This is a genomic window from Enterobacter genomosp. O (assembly GCF_001022965.1).
Lineage (GTDB): Bacteria > Pseudomonadota > Gammaproteobacteria > Enterobacterales > Enterobacteriaceae > Enterobacter > Enterobacter cloacae_L.
On sequence record NZ_LECZ01000024.1, the window covers coordinates 514,137 to 531,191 of the forward strand.

At 54.2% G+C, this 17,055-nt stretch carries 17 protein-coding genes; 8 read left to right on the forward strand and 9 right to left on the reverse strand.

The genetic code is table 11. The features are described 5' to 3' along the window. Positions 1-30: 30 nt before the first annotated feature. Genes rseC through rseD form a run of 5 tightly spaced genes read right to left on the reverse strand, consistent with a single transcriptional unit; the run spans position 31 to position 2,773 of the window. Complete coding sequence (gene rseC, locus ABR39_RS09900; RefSeq protein ID WP_047346785.1) at positions 31-507, reverse strand: SoxR-reducing system protein RseC; 477 nt, start codon at positions 505-507, stop codon at positions 31-33. After that, complete coding sequence (gene rseB, locus ABR39_RS09905) at positions 504-1,457, reverse strand: sigma-E factor regulatory protein RseB (protein ID WP_047346786.1); 954 nt, start codon at positions 1,455-1,457, stop codon at positions 504-506. Before rseB ends, rseC begins: the two co-directional genes overlap by 4 nt. Continuing rightward, the gene (gene rseA / locus ABR39_RS09910; protein ID WP_047346787.1) at positions 1,457-2,107 is read right to left on the reverse strand and encodes an anti-sigma-E factor RseA; all 651 of its coding nucleotides are present in this window, start codon (positions 2,105-2,107) and stop codon (positions 1,457-1,459) included. The genes rseB and rseA overlap by 1 nt, the downstream gene beginning before the upstream one ends. A gap of 31 nt (positions 2,108-2,138) precedes the next feature. Further along, complete coding sequence (rpoE, locus tag ABR39_RS09915; RefSeq protein ID WP_006176728.1) at positions 2,139-2,714, reverse strand: RNA polymerase sigma factor RpoE; 576 nt, start codon at positions 2,712-2,714, stop codon at positions 2,139-2,141. Then, positions 2,711-2,773, reverse strand: coding sequence for a rpoE leader peptide RseD (gene rseD / locus ABR39_RS26200; RefSeq protein ID WP_229255512.1), 63 nt, complete (start codon positions 2,771-2,773; stop codon positions 2,711-2,713). The genes rpoE and rseD overlap by 4 nt, the downstream gene beginning before the upstream one ends. Positions 2,774-3,136: 363 nt before the next feature. Here rseD and nadB point away from each other — a divergent pair, with 363 nt between their 5' ends. After that, positions 3,137-4,756: an L-aspartate oxidase gene (nadB, locus tag ABR39_RS09920; RefSeq protein WP_047346788.1), complete on the forward strand. Its 1,620-nt coding sequence runs from the start codon at positions 3,137-3,139 to the stop codon at positions 4,754-4,756. Here nadB and trmN read toward each other — a convergent pair. Next, a complete protein-coding gene (trmN, locus tag ABR39_RS09925) occupies positions 4,741-5,478 on the reverse strand; it encodes a tRNA(1)(Val) (adenine(37)-N(6))-methyltransferase TrmN (RefSeq protein WP_047346789.1) in 738 nt (245 codons plus the stop codon). The genes nadB and trmN overlap by 16 nt on opposite strands. A 132-nt stretch (positions 5,479-5,610) precedes the next feature. On the opposite strand from trmN, the gene srmB reads away from it, so the two are divergent. Then, positions 5,611-6,939 carry an ATP-dependent RNA helicase SrmB gene (srmB, locus tag ABR39_RS09930; protein WP_047346790.1) on the forward strand — a complete coding sequence of 443 codons (1,329 nt, stop codon included), beginning with the start codon at positions 5,611-5,613 and terminating at the stop codon, positions 6,937-6,939. A 50-nt stretch (positions 6,940-6,989) separates the two neighbouring features. Here the strand turns inward: srmB and grcA are convergent, their stop codons facing one another. Then, positions 6,990-7,373, reverse strand: a complete 384-nt coding sequence (grcA, locus tag ABR39_RS09935) for an autonomous glycyl radical cofactor GrcA (protein ID WP_008502190.1) — start codon at positions 7,371-7,373, stop codon at positions 6,990-6,992. A 314-nt stretch (positions 7,374-7,687) separates the two neighbouring features. On the opposite strand from grcA, the gene ung reads away from it, so the two are divergent. Further along, on the forward strand, positions 7,688-8,377 hold the full coding sequence (gene ung, locus ABR39_RS09940) for a uracil-DNA glycosylase (protein ID WP_047346791.1): 690 nt from the start codon (positions 7,688-7,690) through the stop codon (positions 8,375-8,377). A 48-nt stretch (positions 8,378-8,425) separates the two neighbouring features. Here the strand turns inward: ung and ABR39_RS09945 are convergent, their stop codons facing one another. Then, the gene (locus tag ABR39_RS09945) at positions 8,426-9,556 is read right to left on the reverse strand and encodes a tRNA/rRNA methyltransferase (protein ID WP_047346792.1); all 1,131 of its coding nucleotides are present in this window, start codon (positions 9,554-9,556) and stop codon (positions 8,426-8,428) included. A 204-nt stretch (positions 9,557-9,760) separates the two neighbouring features. Between ABR39_RS09945 and trxC the strand changes: the two genes are divergently transcribed. From trxC to ABR39_RS09970, 5 genes are all read left to right on the forward strand, one after another. After that, entirely contained in the window at positions 9,761-10,180 is a 420-nt protein-coding gene (gene trxC / locus ABR39_RS09950; RefSeq protein ID WP_047346793.1) for a thioredoxin TrxC, read from the forward strand. A gap of 70 nt (positions 10,181-10,250) precedes the next feature. Then, positions 10,251-10,949 (forward strand): tRNA-uridine aminocarboxypropyltransferase, encoded by a 699-nt coding sequence (tapT, locus tag ABR39_RS09955; protein WP_047346794.1) that lies wholly within the window; start codon positions 10,251-10,253, stop codon positions 10,947-10,949. Between the two features lie 35 nt (positions 10,950-10,984). After that, complete coding sequence (locus ABR39_RS09960; RefSeq protein WP_047346795.1) at positions 10,985-13,648, forward strand: bifunctional acetate--CoA ligase family protein/GNAT family N-acetyltransferase; 2,664 nt, start codon at positions 10,985-10,987, stop codon at positions 13,646-13,648. Between the two features lie 110 nt (positions 13,649-13,758). Next, complete coding sequence (gene pssA, locus ABR39_RS09965; protein WP_047346796.1) at positions 13,759-15,114, forward strand: CDP-diacylglycerol--serine O-phosphatidyltransferase; 1,356 nt, start codon at positions 13,759-13,761, stop codon at positions 15,112-15,114. A 44-nt stretch (positions 15,115-15,158) separates the two neighbouring features. After that, complete coding sequence (locus ABR39_RS09970; RefSeq protein ID WP_047346797.1) at positions 15,159-15,482, forward strand: YfiM family lipoprotein; 324 nt, start codon at positions 15,159-15,161, stop codon at positions 15,480-15,482. On the opposite strand, the gene ABR39_RS09975 is transcribed toward ABR39_RS09970, so the two are convergent. Next, complete coding sequence (locus ABR39_RS09975) at positions 15,479-16,774, reverse strand: MFS transporter (RefSeq protein WP_047346798.1); 1,296 nt, start codon at positions 16,772-16,774, stop codon at positions 15,479-15,481. The genes ABR39_RS09970 and ABR39_RS09975 overlap by 4 nt on opposite strands. Between the last annotated feature and the right edge of the window lie 281 nt (positions 16,775-17,055).

The window sequence follows — 17,055 nt, forward strand, 5'->3', positions numbered from 1 at the left end:
AGGGTGTAAAAAATGATAAAGCCCGATGGATCACCGGGCCTCAGAAGAGAGCGTTTCTACGCGAAGCTGGTCTGGCGCCAGCCCAACGCTAAGAATGACAGGCTGCCACTCCTCGCGCGCAGCGAGCGTCGGGGAAAGACCTTTAGCAAGCCAGAACCCTCCCACGCCACCCAATGCGGCACCGCACATGGCGGCCACATCGGTGCCAAACAGCATCTGGAATATGCCGCCCATAATAAACAGCCCGACCAGCGGAGAGAGATAAACCAGCATGGCGGAACCGAGCAGGCTACCGTCAGCAATGCCCAGCTCTACCTTCTGCCCCGCCATCAGCGGCTGTTCACTTGGCACAGAAATCGTGTGCGATGTTTGCGGCCCGAGCTTGTTCAGCACGCGACTGCCGCAGCCGGCTCTGGAGGCGCAGCTATTACATGAAGCTTTTACGTCGCAGCTCACCAGCGCAACGCCGTTCTGCCACGATACCACCGTAGCCCACTCTTTAATCATTGTGCGGCCTTGAATTTAATGCTGTCGGAAATGCGCTTCGCCGTTTGCGGAGGGAGTTCACCCACAATGGTGATCTCTGCGTTATCGCGTACCGTGGTGCTGACCGTCCGGCGTCCGGTACGCAGCATTTGTTCGGCGCTGTTTGCCGTTGCGCGGTTGATATTCACCGAGAAACTGAATAACCCGTCGGAATAGAGGCGCGATTCCACCGGCGTTTCAATCGTTGGCAGCTGACGACGGCTGCTGGACACTTCGCTAAACCCTTGCGGGATCCAGGACGGTACCCAGTTGAAATTAACGGAATCCCCTGCCGGAACAGAAAGCAGCGGCGGCAGGCTGGCTTTAGCCAGATTCTGCATGCTGTTGCCGACCTGATTATTCACACTGAAGGAGATAACGCGGAACTGTTCCAGCGTTTCACCGTCACGGTCAAGCAGGTCTACACGCATGGGGAGTTTGGTTTCCGCGTCAATCCAGACAATATAGCTGTAGCGCGTTCCGTCCCGGGCAACCACGCGGATCACCTCGCACAGCCTGTCCGCAATGCGCGTACGCCCTACCGAAATAAAATCGTAGTAAGGGGCAAGCCGTTTGAAGTCGGTGTAAATAAGTGACGGCAGAGAATCAACGATATAGTCGCCATTCAGCGTGAAAGGTTCCAGGCCTGGCTCGAAATAGCTGATTTCGCTACCACGCTGGACAACTTCCCGACGCGGGCCATCCATCTGTAAAAGCTGGGCGAGCGGCTGATTATCAAGACGGGCATGACGATAGCGTAACGACTCGACGCCCTGCTTATTGATGCTGATAAATGCCAACTCGTAATTGAGTGACTGGCTGGCCAGATTCATTTGCTGCAACAACGCCCCGGATGAAACATCAGCCGAGGCGTTGGCAGAGAAGAACAGGCTACCCGCCATCAGAGACATGGCGAACCAAAGTTGCTTCATTACTGCGATTGCGTTCCTAAAGTTTGGTTTCCGGGCACCTGCACAGCTGCTTGCTGTGTTTGCGCCTGCTCAAACTGAAGCTGTTCAGAGTGCAGACGACGCTGCAACTCGTAATCCTGCAACATCGCATTAATGCGACGGCGCTGCTCCTGAACCTGCTGTTGCTGACCGCCGCTGGCGGAAGCATCAGCCGGTACACCCAGACTTACCGGGCTGGCTTTGCCCATCATCGGCAATGTGTTAAACACTGGCGCTTCTGGCTGCTGATTAGTTTCAGACTGAGTATTATAGTGCTGGACGCCAACGATAACTGCAAGCGATACGCATGCAGCCACACCCATTTGGGTAAGCTGGCTGGCCCACGGACGCACCTTTTGCCAGAATGGCATTTTCTGCCACTGGTGAGGCGCGGGTTGAGCTTCAGGAATCAGCGGAGTGGTCTGATGAACAGGCTCGTTCTCAATCGCCGCCATGACGCGGGCTGAGATATCGAAATGGAGAAACTCGCCGGTATCACCGCGGAGGGTGTCGCGGATGAGATGGTAACTCTCCCACGTTTCTTGCATTTCAGGAGAATGAGACAGCTCGTTGAGCAGCTCACTGTCCAGCGTTTCACCATCCATTAAAGCGGAAAGTTTTTCTTTCTGCATGCCTAATACCTTTTCCAGTATCCCGCTATCGTCAACGCCTGATAAGCGGTTGAACTTTATTATCAATAGCTTCTCGCGCACGGAAAATTCGTGAACGTACCGTGCCGACCGGACAATCCATGATAGCGGCTATCTCTTCATAGCTCAGACCATCAAGCTCCCGTAACGTAATTGCCATGCGTAAATCTTCCGGGAGCGACTCGATCGTGCGAAAAACGATTTGTCTCAGTTCTTCTGACAACATTAAGTTCTCAGGGTTCGAAATTTCTTTCAATGCGCCGCCACTTTCGAAGTTTTCGGCGTCGATTGCGTCCACATCACTTGAAGGCGGACGACGGCCCTGAGCGACCAGATAATTCTTTGCCGTATTGACCGCAATACGGTACAGCCAGGTATAAAAAGCACTATCTCCCCGGAAAGAATCCAGCGCGCGATAGGCCTTAATAAAAGACTCTTGCACAACATCAGGCACATCGCCTGACGGTACATAGCGGGAAACCAGGCTCGCCACCTTATGCTGGTAGCGCACCACCAGTAAGTTAAAGGCTTTCTGATCTCCCTTCTGGACCCGTTCAACCAGGACCTGGTCCGTTAACTGCTCGCTCATCCGAGGTAATGTCTCCCCAAACCTAAATTCCACGCGTTATCGAAACGCCACTCTAAAATACCGCACTTTGAGCAAGCACCGAGTTAGAGTGTCTGATCTTCAATAAGTTCCGTAACGCCTTTGTTTTTGTTCATCGCGCCGCAGACTGTTCATTTTCTCTCATTATAAGTCTGTTCACGATACGCACCACTTTCTGACAAGAAACATCTTTTTCCCGCCAGAAGAGTAACGCAACCCCGTTTTTATTTCACCACAAAATCTGACGCTAACGATCTGCTTCGCAAAATAATTTCACTCATTTACCCTCCGTTTACCTCCGCTTACGCGTTTAGCCGTTGCAACAACCTTTAAAAAAAACGTGCGATAAATCGCATCCGGGTGCTATTCTGACCAAACACTGTTTAGTAAATTAAACAACAATCATGAACACAACACCTGAACTCCATTGTGATGTACTGATCATCGGCAGCGGCGCTGCCGGTCTCTCTCTGGCGCTGCGCCTGGCCGAGCATCAAAACGTTATCGTTCTGAGTAAAGGGCCGATAAGTGAAGGTTCCACGTTTTATGCTCAGGGCGGTATTGCCGCCGTGTTTGATGAGACAGACAGTATTGCATCCCACGTTGAAGATACGCTGATTGCCGGGGCCGGGATCGTGGATCCGCACGCCGCGGAGTTTGTCGCCAGCAACGCCCGCCATTGCGTTCAGTGGCTTATCGACCAGGGCGTACTGTTTGATACGCAGGTTCAACCCAACGGTGAAGAGAGCTACCACCTGACTCGCGAAGGCGGCCACAGCCACCGCCGTATCCTCCACGCAGCGGATGCGACCGGCAAAGAAGTGGAAACCACGCTGGTCAGTAAAGCGCTGAGCCATCCTAATATTCGGGTTCTTGAGCGAAGTAATGCCGTTGACCTGATTATCTCCGACAAGATTGGCCTGCCCGGCACGCGTCGCGTAGTCGGCGCCTGGATCTGGAACCGGAATAAAGAGAAGGTTGAAACCTGTCAGGCGAAGGCTGTGGTGCTGGCTACGGGCGGCGCCTCCAAGGTGTATCAGTACACCACTAACCCGGACATTGCCTCCGGAGACGGTATCGCGATGGCCTGGCGCGCCGGCTGCCGGGTGGCGAATCTCGAATTTAACCAGTTTCACCCAACCGCCTTGTTCCACCCTCAGGCGCGCAACTTCCTGCTGACGGAAGCCCTGCGCGGTGAAGGCGCCTATCTGAAACGCCCTGACGGCTCCCGCTTTATGCCGGACTTTGACGCCCGGGGCGAACTGGCCCCTCGTGATATCGTCGCCCGCGCCATCGACCATGAAATGAAACGTCTTGGCGTGGACTGCATGTATCTCGATATCAGCCATAAGCCAGCAGCGTTCATTCGCCAGCATTTCCCGATGATCTACGAAAAGCTGCTCAATCTTGGCATCGATTTAACCCGCGATCCGGTACCCATTGTGCCAGCCGCCCACTATACCTGCGGTGGCGTAATGGTTGACGATCATGGGCGTACCGATGTTGATGGTCTGTATGCTATTGGCGAGGTCAGCTATACCGGGCTTCACGGCGCGAACCGTATGGCCTCTAACTCGCTGCTTGAATGTCTGGTCTACGGCTGGTCTGCAGCGGAAGACATCGCGAAACGCATGCCTTACGCCCGTGAGACAGAGCGCCTGCCAGCCTGGGATGAAAGCCGCGTGGATAACCCGGACGAGCTGGTCGTGATCCAGCACAACTGGCATGAGCTACGGCTGTTTATGTGGGATTACGTAGGGATTGTGCGCACCACGAAACGTCTTGAACGCGCATTGCGCCGCATCACCATGCTGCAGCAGGAAATTGATGAATATTACGCCAACTTCCGGGTCTCTAATAATCTGCTGGAGCTGCGCAATCTGGTGCAGGTTGCCGAGCTGATTGTTCGTTGCGCGATGATGCGTAAAGAGAGCCGCGGGTTGCACTATACCCTCGACTATCCGGATCAGCTTGCTGAGTCCGGCCCGTCGATACTCGCCCCACAGGTTTACATAAACAGATAAAACGCCTGGGTCAGGGCAGTGTAATCTTCTGAATAACGCTGGTCTGGCCCACGGATAACCATTCGGTCATTAAAGCATTCACCCTCTTTTGGCGAGAGCGCCAGCAGCACGCGGTGCGGCAGTCGTCCTTCCGTATCTGAAATATCGGTACGCAGACGTAACGTCCAGCCGATCTCCTGCGCGATACCGATGAACGTGTTGCCCGTACTCTCCGGCAGAACCACGCAGAAAAAACCCTCTTCGGAGATCAGTTCTGCCGCACTGGTGAGCAGCGCTTTATGATCGAGGGAGCTGGTATAACGCGCCTGTTCGCGCTCAGGCGAGCCGCACTCAACGCCGGGTTCGTAGTAGGGAGGGTTGCTGACGATCAGATCGTAACGCGCGGTTTGTTCAGGCGCCCAGGTCAGTATATCTGCGCATTCGACTCTCATTCGGGCTGCCCATGGGGATTCAGCCACATTTTCACTCGCCTGCTCTGCGGCCTGCGCATCCAGTTCAACGGCATCAATGGTGACATGCTCTTCCGTACGCTGTGCCAGCATCAACGCCACCAGCCCGCTACCGGTACCGATATCAAGAATACGCTTAACGCCTGCGACAGGCGCCCATGCTCCCAGTAAAATACCGTCTGTACCGACTTTCATGGCACAGCGATCGTGAGCGACAAAAAATTGTTTAAACGTAAAACCATCGCGGCGCAGCTGCGCTTTGAGTTGAGACATGTCAGGGCAACCTTCTAAGTGAAACTGGAGTAGCATAGGGGAAAGCGAAGTGGCCGAAAAGCGATATCCATACAAACAGATGAAGATTACAGCCGTAACGTCTATAATCAGCGCCCCACACAGAGGTAGAACATGACTGTAACGACTTTTTCCGAACTTGAACTCGATGAAAGCCTGCTCAATGCACTAGAGAGCAAAGGCTTTACACGCCCGACCGCCATTCAGGCAGCGGCCATTCCGCCTGCGCTTGAGGGCCGCGATGTGCTCGGTTCTGCGCCAACCGGCACGGGGAAGACAGCAGCCTATTTGCTGCCTGTGTTGCAGCATCTGCTCGACTTCCCACGCAAGAAATCTGGCCCGCCGCGTATTTTAATCCTGACGCCTACGCGCGAACTGGCAATGCAGGTTGCCGATCACGCGCGTGAACTTGCGGCGAATACTCATCTTGATATCGCCACCATCACCGGCGGCGTTGCGTATATGAACCACGCCGAAGTGTTCAGCGAAAACCAGGACATCGTCGTTGCGACGACGGGCCGTCTGCTGCAGTACATTAAAGAAGAGAACTTCGACTGCCGCGCGGTCGAAACCCTGATTCTTGACGAAGCCGACCGCATGCTGGACATGGGCTTCGCTCAGGATATCGAGCATATAGCGGGTGAAACGCGCTGGCGGAACCAGACGATGCTGTTCTCTGCCACCCTCGAAGGGGAAGCGATTAAAGATTTCGCAGAGCGTCTGCTGGAAGATCCGGTAGAAGTGTCTGCCACGCCGTCCACGCGCGAGCGTAAGAAGATTCACCAGTGGTATTACCGCGCGGACAACCTTGAGCACAAGGTTGAATTGCTCAAGCACCTGCTGAAGCAGGAAGATGCTCTGCGTACAATCGTGTTTGTGCGTAAGCGCGAGCGCGTGCACGAACTGGCTGAAATGCTGCGTAACGCCGGAATAAACAACTGCTATCTTGAAGGTGAGATGGCGCAGATCAAGCGTACCGAAGGCATTAAGCGCCTGACCGATGGCCGCGTTAACGTACTGGTTGCAACAGACGTAGCCGCGCGTGGGATCGACATCCCGGACGTCAGCCACGTCATTAACTTCGATATGCCGCGCAGCGGAGATACCTATCTGCACCGTATTGGCCGTACCGGCCGCGCGGGCCGCAAAGGTATTGCGATTTCACTGGTCGAAGCGCATGACTACCTGCTGCTGCAGAAAATTGGCCGCTACGTTGATGAGCCGCTGAAAGCGCGCGTTATTGACGAACTCCGCCCGACCACGCGTGCGCCGAGCGAAAAAATGACGGGCAAACCGTCCAAGAAAGCGCTCGCGAAACGTGCTGAGAGAAAAGAGAAAGAAAAAGAGAAACCGCGCGTGAAGCAGCGCCACCGCGACACCAAAAATATTGGTAAGCGCCGTAAGCCAAGCTCTGCCGCACCAGAGACGAAATCTGAAGAGTAAAAAAAAGCCGGGAAAATCCCGGCTTTTTTATTCCCCCCAGTCTGAAGCCGTTACAGGCTTTCAGTAAAGGTACGCGCGATAACGTCGCGCTGCTGCTCTGGGGTGAGAGAGTTGAAGCGAACTGCATAACCAGATACGCGAATGGTCAGCTGTGGATATTTTTCTGGGTGCTCAACTGCATCCATCAGCGTTTCACGACGCAGTACGTTAACGTTCAGGTGCTGACCACCTTCCACGCGCACTTCCGGTTTCACTTCCATTGGAATTTCACGGTACTCGATCTCGCCCAGTTTGCTTACCGGCACGATTTCATCTTCTGCAAAACCTGCTTTCGCTACGACGCAGCGCGCTTCGTTTTTCTCGCTGTCCAGCAGCCAGAAAGAGTTGAGCAGATCGTCGTTTGCAGCTTTAGTAATCTGGATACCTGTAATCATGTGTTGCCTCCCTTAGGCTACATTAACTGATGTCGGCCTCTCGCGGCCAATTGGTAAAACCATTGTTTCTTGTGTGTATATATATCATTCACACCACCGCGATTTATTGATTTAAATCAACAAAAACACCAACCACACAAAGTGTATGGTCTGAATTTATTGTTCCAGATCAATTTCACAACCTTACCAATTCAATTCAACCTGCATAATTTCAACATAAATTGAGTGACTTACGCGCATTTTCCGCCTGTAATTTTGCGCCCGTGAATTTAACGGTTAAGCTAGTCACAGATTGAGATTCGCAGGAGAGCGAGATGACGACACCTTTAACCTGGCATGACGTGCTGGCAGAAGAAAAGCAGCAGCCTTATTTTATCAATACGCTCAGCACCGTTGCCGCTGAACGTCAGTCCGGACAGACAATTTATCCGCCGCAGAAAGATGTGTTCAACGCATTCCGCTACACCGAGCTGAGCGATGTGAAGGTGGTCATTCTGGGTCAGGATCCCTATCACGGCCCAGGGCAAGCACATGGACTGGCCTTTTCCGTGCGTCCGGGCGTGGCTATCCCGCCTTCCCTGCTCAATATGTATAAAGAGCTTGAGGGAACCGTGCCCGGGTTTACCCGCCCCACTCACGGCTATCTGGAAAGCTGGGCGCGCCAGGGCGTGCTGTTATTGAATACGGTGCTCACCGTACGGGCGGGCCAGGCGCACTCGCACGCCAGCCTGGGCTGGGAGACGTTTACCGATAAAGTCATCAGCCTTATCAATGAACATCGTGAAGGGGTCGTGTTTTTACTGTGGGGGTCGCATGCGCAGAAGAAAGGAGCGATCATCGACCGTCAGCGCCATCACGTCCTGAAAGCACCGCACCCGTCCCCGCTGTCTGCACATCGAGGTTTCTTTGGCAGTAATCATTTTGTTCTGGCGAATGAGTGGCTGGAAAAACGTGGCGAAACGCCAATTGACTGGATGCCAGTGTTACCGGCAGAAAGCGAGTAGTTTGAGTTTGTATGCCCGGTGAACCGGGCATACAAAAAGCATAAAGGCTTACGCTTTGTTCTGACGCCACCATTCGGCCAGCAGCACGCCGGTCGCAACGGAAACGTTCAGACTTTCCACATTGCCCGTCCCGTCGATAGAGACGCTCAGATCCGCACTGGAGAGCGCCGCGTCAGACAGACCATCGCGCTCCTGACCCAGCACCAGCACCATTTTACGCGGCAGTGTCGCTTTAAACAGCGGCGTACCGGCGTGGCTCGAGGTGGTGACGATGGAATAGCCCGCTTTACGGAACTGCTCAAGGGCATCCAGAACGCTGTCGCCGGTGATCGGCTGTACGTGCTCGGCTCCACCTTCCGCAGTACGGATCGCGGCGCCGGATTCCAGTAGCGCGGCATCCTGCAACAGCACGCCTTTCACGCCAAAGTGCGCGCAACTGCGCATCATTGCGCCCAGGTTATGCGGGTTGCCAACATCTTCCAGAGCCAGCACGCAGTCATCGGCATCCGCCTGGCTGACCCACTGCTGCACGGTCGTGCCGTTACGTTTTTTGATCAGGAAGCAAACGCCGCCGTGGTGCTCGGTGCCAGACGCTTTGGTCAGCTCGGCATCATCAACCACGTGGTAGGCTTTACGGTTTGCCGCCATCCAGCGCAGCGCTTCTTTAAAGCGCGGGGTCACGCTCTGGATAAACCAGGCGCGGACGATACACTCAGGACGGCTCTGGAACAGCGCCTGGCAGGCGTTCTCGCCATACACGCGGGTCTCTTCCGCGCGCTGACGGCGCAGCACTTCCGGGTCGATAAAGCTTTTACCGCTGATACCGCCGTGATCGGCTTTTTCTGGCATCTCATCACCAGGGGCGCGAGAAACAGTGCGCCACGGGGAAGCGTTATCACGTGAGAAATCATCACGCGGACGATCGTCGCGTGGACGGTCACTACGTGGGCGGTCGGAACGCGGACGGTCATCGCGTTTGCGATCGTCACGTTTGCGGTCATCACTGCGGTTGTTTCTGTCATCGCGGGCGGGGCGACGGCCACCGTCTGCACGAGAAGACGCCGGACGCCCGCCACCTTTTCCGGTACGCGGATTTTGGGTGCGTTTATCAGAGTCATCATCACTGCGGACATACATCACTTTGACCTTGCCGCTTTTGTTTTTCATTTCGTCGTTCATGCTTTTCTCCACCAGCGCTGCGCGAAGCGCGCAGATTACCCGATGTGCCAGCGCATAGCCATAATTTCGTACAAAAGCCTGTGACTATTGTTCTCATTGAATAAAACGCATTGTTGTTTCAAACAGGCTCACTGATAATATGTAACATATTAGAAACATTATCGGCATACTGCCGCTGTCCCACGGCTCTATCAGAGGTTAGTTATGAATACCGTATGTGCCAACTGTCAGGCTCTTAATCGCATTCCGGACGATCGGATTGAAGATGGTGCGAAATGCGGACGTTGTGGCCATGAATTGTTTGATGGCGATGTCATTAACGCGACGGGTGCTACGCTGGACAAACTCCTCAAGGACGATCTTCCTGTCGTGATCGATTTCTGGGCGCCATGGTGCGGCCCATGCCGAAACTTCGCGCCGATTTTTGAGGATGTGGCCGAAGAGCGCAGCGGTAAGATGCGCTTCGTGAAGGTCAATACCGAGGCGGAGCGCGAGCTCAGCGCACGTTTTCAGATCCGCAGTATTCCTACCATTATGATCTTCAAAAACGGTGAAATGGTCGACATGCTCAACGGTGCGGTTCCGAAAGCTCCGTTCGATAGCTGGTTAAACGAATCACTGTAACAATCCCAGGGGCACATCTTGTGCCCCGCTCCCGCCTCTGCGAAAATAGCGTTTTTCCTGCATTTCGCCCATGACTGATAACGCTGTCCTTAAATTACGTGCCGAGCGCCTTGCGCGCGCGACTCGCCCCTTTCTTGCCCGCGGCAATCGTATTCGTCGCTGTCAGCGCTGCCTGCTACCGCTGAAGGTTTGCCTGTGCGAGACGCTCGCCCCAAGTACGGCAGAGAGCCGTTTTTGTCTGGTCATGTTCGATACCGAACCGATGAAGCCCAGCAATACGGGGCGTCTTATCGCCGATATTCTGCCGGACACCGTCGCGTTTCAGTGGTCCCGTACCGAACCGCCGCAGGCCCTGCTCGACCTGGTGGCAAACCCGGACTATCAGCCAATGGTCGTTTTCCCGGCCTCTTATGCAGGTGCAGATCGTCAGGTGCTTGCGGCGCCGCCATCCGGTAAACCGCCGCTGTTTATTATGCTGGACGGCACCTGGACCGAAGCGCGCAAAATGTTTCGCAAAAGCCCATACCTCGACGCCCTGCCGGTGATATCTGTCGACCTTTCCCGCGTTTCCGCCTATCGACTGCGCGAAGCGCATGCTGACGGGCAATACTGCACCGCCGAGGTGGCCATTGCGCTTCTGGATCTGGCGGGAGATACCGCTGCGGCAACCGCTCTGGGCAACCATTTCTCATGTTTTCGCGAGCGCTATCTGGCAGGAAAAACCGTTCATAAGGGCAGTGTCACAGCAACAGAGCCAGAAAGCGTTTAAAATCATCGGGTCGCTTGCATTCACAGGAGGCCTGCATGAGCCAGCGAGGGTTAGAAGCGCTACTTCGTCCTAAATCCATTGCCGTGATCGGCGCATCAATGAAACCGGATCGTGCTGGCTATCTGATGATGCGTAACCTGCTGGCCGGGGGATTTAATGGCCCCGTCATGCCCGTCACGCCGGCTTATAAAGCCGTTCAGGGAGTGCTTGCATGGCCTGATGTACAAAGCCTGCCTTTCGTGCCGGATCTTGCCGTACTTTGTACTAACGCGAAGCGTAATCCGGAACTGCTGGAGTCACTCGGCAAGAAAGGGTGTAAAACCTGCATTATTCTTTCCTCTCCGCCTGAGCAGAAAGCCGAGCTTCTGGCCTGCGCCAGCCGCTATCAAATGCGCATCCTGGGGCCAAACAGTCTGGGTCTGCTCGCCCCCTGGCAGGGGCTGAATGCCAGTTTCTCCCCGGTCCCAATCCGCAAAGGCAAGCTCGCTTTTATTTCGCAGTCGGCTGCGGTATCAAACACCATCCTCGACTGGGCGCAGCAGCGTGAAATGGGATTCTCCTACTTCATTGCCCTCGGCGACAGTCTGGATATCGACGTTGATGAACTGCTGGATTTTCTGGCGCGTGACGGCAAAACCAGTGCGATCCTGCTTTATCTTGAGCACCTCAGCGACGCCCGTCGTTTTGTATCGGCTTCGCGAAGCGCTTCGCGCAATAAGCCGATCCTGGTGATCAAAAGCGGACGCAGCCCTGCAGCACAGCGTCTGCTGCATTCGCATTCCGGTATGGATCCTGCCTGGGATGCTGCCATTCAGCGCGCGGGGTTGCTGCGGGTACAGGATACGCACGAGCTTTTTTCCGCCGTTGAGACGTTAAGCCATATGCGCCCGCTGCGCGGCGAGAAGTTAATGATTGTCAGCAATGGTGCCGCCCCTGCTGCACTTGCGCTGGACGAGCTGTGGCGGCGCTTCGGCAAGCTGGCAACGCTGAGTGAAGAGACGCTGCAGCGCCTGAGAGAAGCGCTTCCGGCAAGCGTTACGCCCGGCAATCCGCTTGATTTGCGCGATGACGCCAGCAGCGAGCGCTATATCCGTGCTATCTCCATTTTGCTGGATAGCCAGGATTTCGATGCGCTGATGATTATCCACTCCCCCAGCGCGGTTGCACCAGGTAGTGAAAGCGCGCGCGCACTTATTGATGCTGTGCGTAATCATCCGCGAGGCAAATACGTCACCCTGCTGACCAACTGGTGCGGTGAGTTTTCCTCTCAGGAAGCGCGACGCTTGTTCAGCGAAGCCGGGCTACCAACCTATCGCACGCCGGAAGGCACCATCACCGCGTTTATGCATATGGTGGAATATCGCCGCAACCAGAAACAGCTACGTGAAACGCCGGCGTTGCCCGGTAACCTGACGGCGAACACCGTTGACGTTCACCGGCTGTTGCAGCAGGCTATCGAAGAGGGCGCGACGTCGCTTGATACGCACGAAGTTCAACCCATTCTGGGTAGCTACGGCATGCAAACCCTACCGACTTGGATCGCCAGCGACAGCGCCGAGGCCGTGCATATTGCTGAGCAAATTGGCTACCCGGTTGCCCTTAAGCTGCGTTCTCCGGATATCCCGCATAAGTCTGATGTTCAGGGGGTCATGTTATACCTGCGCACGGCAACAGAGGTACAGCAGGCCGCAGACGCCATCTTCGACCGCGTCAAAATGGCCTGGCCGCAGGCAAGGATCCACGGACTGCTGGTGCAAAGCATGGCTAACCGCGCAGGGGCTCAGGAGTTACGGGTTGTGGTCGAACACGATCCGGTGTTTGGCCCCCTCATCATGCTGGGAGAAGGCGGTGTGGAATGGCGTCCTGAAGAACAAGCCGTGGTGGCATTACCGCCGCTGAACATGAATCTGGCGCGTTATCTGATCATTCAGGCGATTAAAAGCAAAAAGATCCGAGGCCGGAGTGCGCTGCGTCCGCTCGATATTGCCGGGTTAAGTCAGTTTCTGGTGCAGGTGTCTAACCTGATTGTGGATTGCGCAGAGATCCAGCGGCTGGATATTCATCCGCTTCTCGCCTCCGGCAGCGAGTTTACGGCGCTGGACGTGACGCTAGATATCGCGCCATTCGAAGGTGACAGAGAGAGCCGTCTGGCGATCCGGCCATATCCTCTACAGCTGGAGGAATGGGTTGAGATGAAAAATGGGGAACGCGCCTTGTTCCGCCCTATTCTGCCGGAGGATGAACCTCAGCTGCGAGCCTTTATCTCTCAGGTCACGAAAGAAGATCTCTATTATCGCTATTTTAGCGAAATCAACGAATTTACCCACGATGATTTAGCTAATATGACCCAGATCGACTACGATCGAGAAATGGCGTTTGTTGCCGTTCGTCGCTCCGATAAGGGAGATGAGATCCTCGGCGTCACGCGTGCTATTTCTGACCCGGACAACGTTGATGCGGAATTTGCGGTGCTGGTTCGCTCCGATCTTAAAGGTCTGGGCCTTGGAAGACGGCTGCTGGAAAAACTCATCAGTTATACGCGAGATCACGGATTGATACGTCTCAATGGCATTACTATGCCTAACAATCGCGGTATGGTGACCCTGGCGCGAAAACTTGGATTTGAGGTTGATATTCAGCTGGACGAAGGTATTGTTGCCTTGTCCCTTAGTCTGACATCGGCAGACAAACACAAGTAAGCTACTGGAAATGTTACCCACTTTGGACGGGACTGGTGGTATCATTGTCCGCTTATGTTGTTTGCATGGTACAGACAACCCTTCAATGAACAGAGAAGAAACGCACTGTGATGTTGTCAAAATTTAAGCGTAATAAACATCAACAACACCTTGCTCAACTACCGAAGATTTCTCAGTCAGTTGATGATGTAGAGTTCTTTTACGCTCCCGCTCATTTTCGGGAGACGCTTCTGGAAAAGATTGCCAGCGCCACGCGACGCATTTGCATTGTGGCTCTGTATCTTGAACAAGATGAAGGCGGGCGCGCGATCCTGAACGCACTCTATGAAGCCAAACGTCAGCGTCCGGAACTGGATGTTCGCGTGCTGGTAGACTGGCATCGCGCTCAGCGTGGCCGTATCGGCGCCGCCGCTTCAAACACCAATGCTGACTGGTATTGCCGCACAGCGCAGGAAAACCCTGGCGTTGATGTGCCTGTTTATGGCGTACCTGTTAATACCCGTGAAGCGCTCGGCGTCCTTCATTTCAAGGGCTTTATCATTGATGACAGCGTGCTTTACAGCGGTGCCAGTCTTAATGATGTTTACCTGCATCAGCTCGATAAATATCGCTACGACCGTTACCATCTGATCCGTAATCCACAGATGGCCGATATCATGTTTAACTGGGTTGATAAAAATCTGGTACATGGCCGTGGTGTTAATCGCCTTGACGATCCCGAGCGTCCGAAAAGCCCGGAGATCAAAAACGATGTTCGCGCCTTCCGCCAGGAGCTGCGCGATGCGGTCTATCATTTCCAGGGCGATGCGAACAACGAAGAGTTATCCGTTACCCCGCTGGTAGGGCTCGGCAAATCAAGCCAGCTGAACAAAACGATCTTCCATCTGATGCCGTGCGCGGAGCAGAAACTCACCATCTGCACGCCGTACTTCAACCTTCCGGCCGTGCTGGTGCGTAATATCATTCAGCTACTGCGCGACGGTAAAAAAGTGGAAATCATCGTCGGTGATAAAACGGCAAACGACTTCTACATTCCTGAAGATCAGCCGTTCAAAATCATCGGTGCGCTGCCCTATCTCTATGAGATTAACCTGCGCCGTTTCCTGAGCCGTTTACAGTACTACGTAAATACTGACCAGCTGGTTGTGCGTCTCTGGAAAGATGAAGACAACAGTTACCATCTGAAAGGCATGTGGGTCGACGACGAGTGGATGTTGCTGACCGGTAACAACCTGAACCCACGCGCGTGGCGACTGGATCTGGAAAACGCTATCCTGATCCACGACCCGCAGCATGAGTTAGCCGCACAGCGTGAACGTGAGCTGGAACTGATTCGCACGCATACTACCGTGGTGAATCATTACCGCGAATTGCAGAGCATCGCCGATTATCCGGTGAAAGTCCGCAAGCTTATTCGCCGCTTACGTCGTATCCGTATCGACCGACTTATCAGCCGTATTCTGTAATATCCAGGCCCTGCCAACCGCAGGGCTTTTTTATGGAGCCGTTGATGCGCATTCCTTTATTACTGAGCGTCCTCTTTCTGAGTGGCTGTAGCCATATGGCCAACGACAGCTGGTCCGGACAGGATAAAGCACAACATTTCCTCGCCTCCGCGATGTTGTCCGCAGCCGGTAATGAATATGCGCAGCATCAGGGGTATAGCCGGGACCGTAGCGCGGCGATAGGGTTGATGTTCTCAGTCGGTCTTGGGACATCAAAAGAGCTGTGGGATAGCCGCCCCGCAGGGAGCGGCTGGAGCTGGAAAGATTTTGCCTGGGATGTCGCTGGCGCTACGACCGGCTATGCCGTGTGGCAGATGGCGCATTACTAAAGACGAATACCTTTACCCTTGCGATGCAGCATCAGTGAGACAATGAAAGCAAGGGCTCCCATTACCGTCACGTACCAGAAGAATGTCGTTTCACTTCCCCACGATTTAAAAGACAACGCAACGTACTCTGCCGATCCGCCAAACAACGCGTTGGCTACCGCATAAGAGAGCCCGACGCCTAAAGCACGTACCTGCGCCGGGAACATTTCGGCCTTCAGTATCCCGCTGATCGAGGTATAGAAACTGACAATCACCATCGCCAGCATAACCAGCGCAAATGCTGCATACGGCGAGGAGACATGCTGAAGCGCAGTCAGGATAGGGACGGTACAGAGCGCAGACAATCCGCCAAAAATAAGCATCGAGGTACGTCGACCAATTTTGTCCGAGAGCGCACCGACGATCGGCTGTATGAGCATAAAGACAAATAGCGCCACGGTCATGACAACGCTGGCGACGTTGGCGTGCATTCCGGTGGTATTCACCAGGTACTTTTGCATATAGGTAGTGAAAGTATAGAAACTGAGAGAGCCACCCGCAGTGAAGCCCAGCACCATCAGGAAAGCTTTTCGGTTACGCCATAACCCTTTGAATGTTCCCGCTTCCTTCAACGTCCTGACCTCTTTCTGAGAGGTTTCATCCAGCTGACGACGTAGCCAAAGCGCGACGATCGCCAGCACGGCTCCCATCGCGAAAGGGATCCGCCATCCCCAGGCATGAAGTTGTTCATCCGTCAGGATTTGCTGCAGGATCACCACCACAAGAATGGCCAGCAACTGACCACCAATAAGCGTGACATACTGGAACGAGGCGTAAAAGCCTTTACGCCCTTCCAGCGCAATCTCACTCATGTAAGTCGCACTGGTACCGTATTCGCCACCTACCGATAATCCCTGGAATAAGCGCGCCAGTAACAGTAGCGCGGGTGCCCACGTTCCAATCGATTCATATCCCGGCAAGCAGGCGATCACCAGAGAGCCAAAGCACATCATACAAACCGAGATCAGCATAGAGGCTTTACGCCCGCGGCGATCCGCAATGCGGCCGAACAACCATCCGCCGATGGGTCGCATCAAGAATCCTGCGGCAAATACGCCTGCCGTTTGAAGAAGTTGCGTCGTGGTGTTGCCGGAGGGGAAGAAAATATGTGCGAAGTAGAGTGAACAGAATGAGTAGACGTAAAAGTCGAACCATTCAACCAGATTCCCTGAAGAGGCGCTGACGATTGCCCATACCCTTCTTCGGGTATCACTGTTAGCCAGCGTCCCGTTTGATGTAATGCTTTCTGTCATTGTGATTATGCTCCTGCCATAAACTGCGGCGTATTGAGCCAGTAGACTCAATTACCTCGTAAATGAAATGTTATAATTTTGTTATAAATAACATTGAGACAAAGATCACATATTCCATTAGCAGGATAAGGGATTAAGAGAAAGGCCAGATTGAGAAAATACAAAGCAAAAAACCCCGCACCTTACGGTACGGGGTTCTTCTAATTGATGCCTGGCAGTTCCCTACTCTCACATGGGGAGACCCCACACTACCATCGGCGCTACGGCGTTTCACTTCTGAA

Coding starts and splice junctions, on each gene's coding strand:
- ABR39_RS09945 (WP_047346792.1), bottom strand. CDS start 9,556: ATGAACGACGAAATGAAAAACAAAAGCGGCAAGGTCAAAGTGATGTAT.
- rseA (WP_047346787.1), bottom strand. CDS start 2,107: ATGCAGAAAGAAAAACTTTCCGCTTTAATGGATGGTGAAACGCTGGAC.
- ABR39_RS09970 (WP_047346797.1), top strand. CDS start 15,159: ATGCGCATTCCTTTATTACTGAGCGTCCTCTTTCTGAGTGGCTGTAGC.
- rseB (WP_047346786.1), bottom strand. CDS start 1,457: ATGAAGCAACTTTGGTTCGCCATGTCTCTGATGGCGGGTAGCCTGTTC.
- ABR39_RS09960 (WP_047346795.1), top strand. CDS start 10,985: ATGAGCCAGCGAGGGTTAGAAGCGCTACTTCGTCCTAAATCCATTGCC.
- tapT (WP_047346794.1), top strand. CDS start 10,251: ATGACTGATAACGCTGTCCTTAAATTACGTGCCGAGCGCCTTGCGCGC.
- ABR39_RS09975 (WP_047346798.1), bottom strand. CDS start 16,774: ATGACAGAAAGCATTACATCAAACGGGACGCTGGCTAACAGTGATACC.
- ung (WP_047346791.1), top strand. CDS start 7,688: ATGACGACACCTTTAACCTGGCATGACGTGCTGGCAGAAGAAAAGCAG.
- nadB (WP_047346788.1), top strand. CDS start 3,137: ATGAACACAACACCTGAACTCCATTGTGATGTACTGATCATCGGCAGC.
- rpoE (WP_006176728.1), bottom strand. CDS start 2,714: ATGAGCGAGCAGTTAACGGACCAGGTCCTGGTTGAACGGGTCCAGAAG.
- trmN (WP_047346789.1), bottom strand. CDS start 5,478: ATGTCTCAACTCAAAGCGCAGCTGCGCCGCGATGGTTTTACGTTTAAA.
- pssA (WP_047346796.1), top strand. CDS start 13,759: ATGTTGTCAAAATTTAAGCGTAATAAACATCAACAACACCTTGCTCAA.
- rseC (WP_047346785.1), bottom strand. CDS start 507: ATGATTAAAGAGTGGGCTACGGTGGTATCGTGGCAGAACGGCGTTGCG.
- grcA (WP_008502190.1), bottom strand. CDS start 7,373: ATGATTACAGGTATCCAGATTACTAAAGCTGCAAACGACGATCTGCTC.
- trxC (WP_047346793.1), top strand. CDS start 9,761: ATGAATACCGTATGTGCCAACTGTCAGGCTCTTAATCGCATTCCGGAC.
- srmB (WP_047346790.1), top strand. CDS start 5,611: ATGACTGTAACGACTTTTTCCGAACTTGAACTCGATGAAAGCCTGCTC.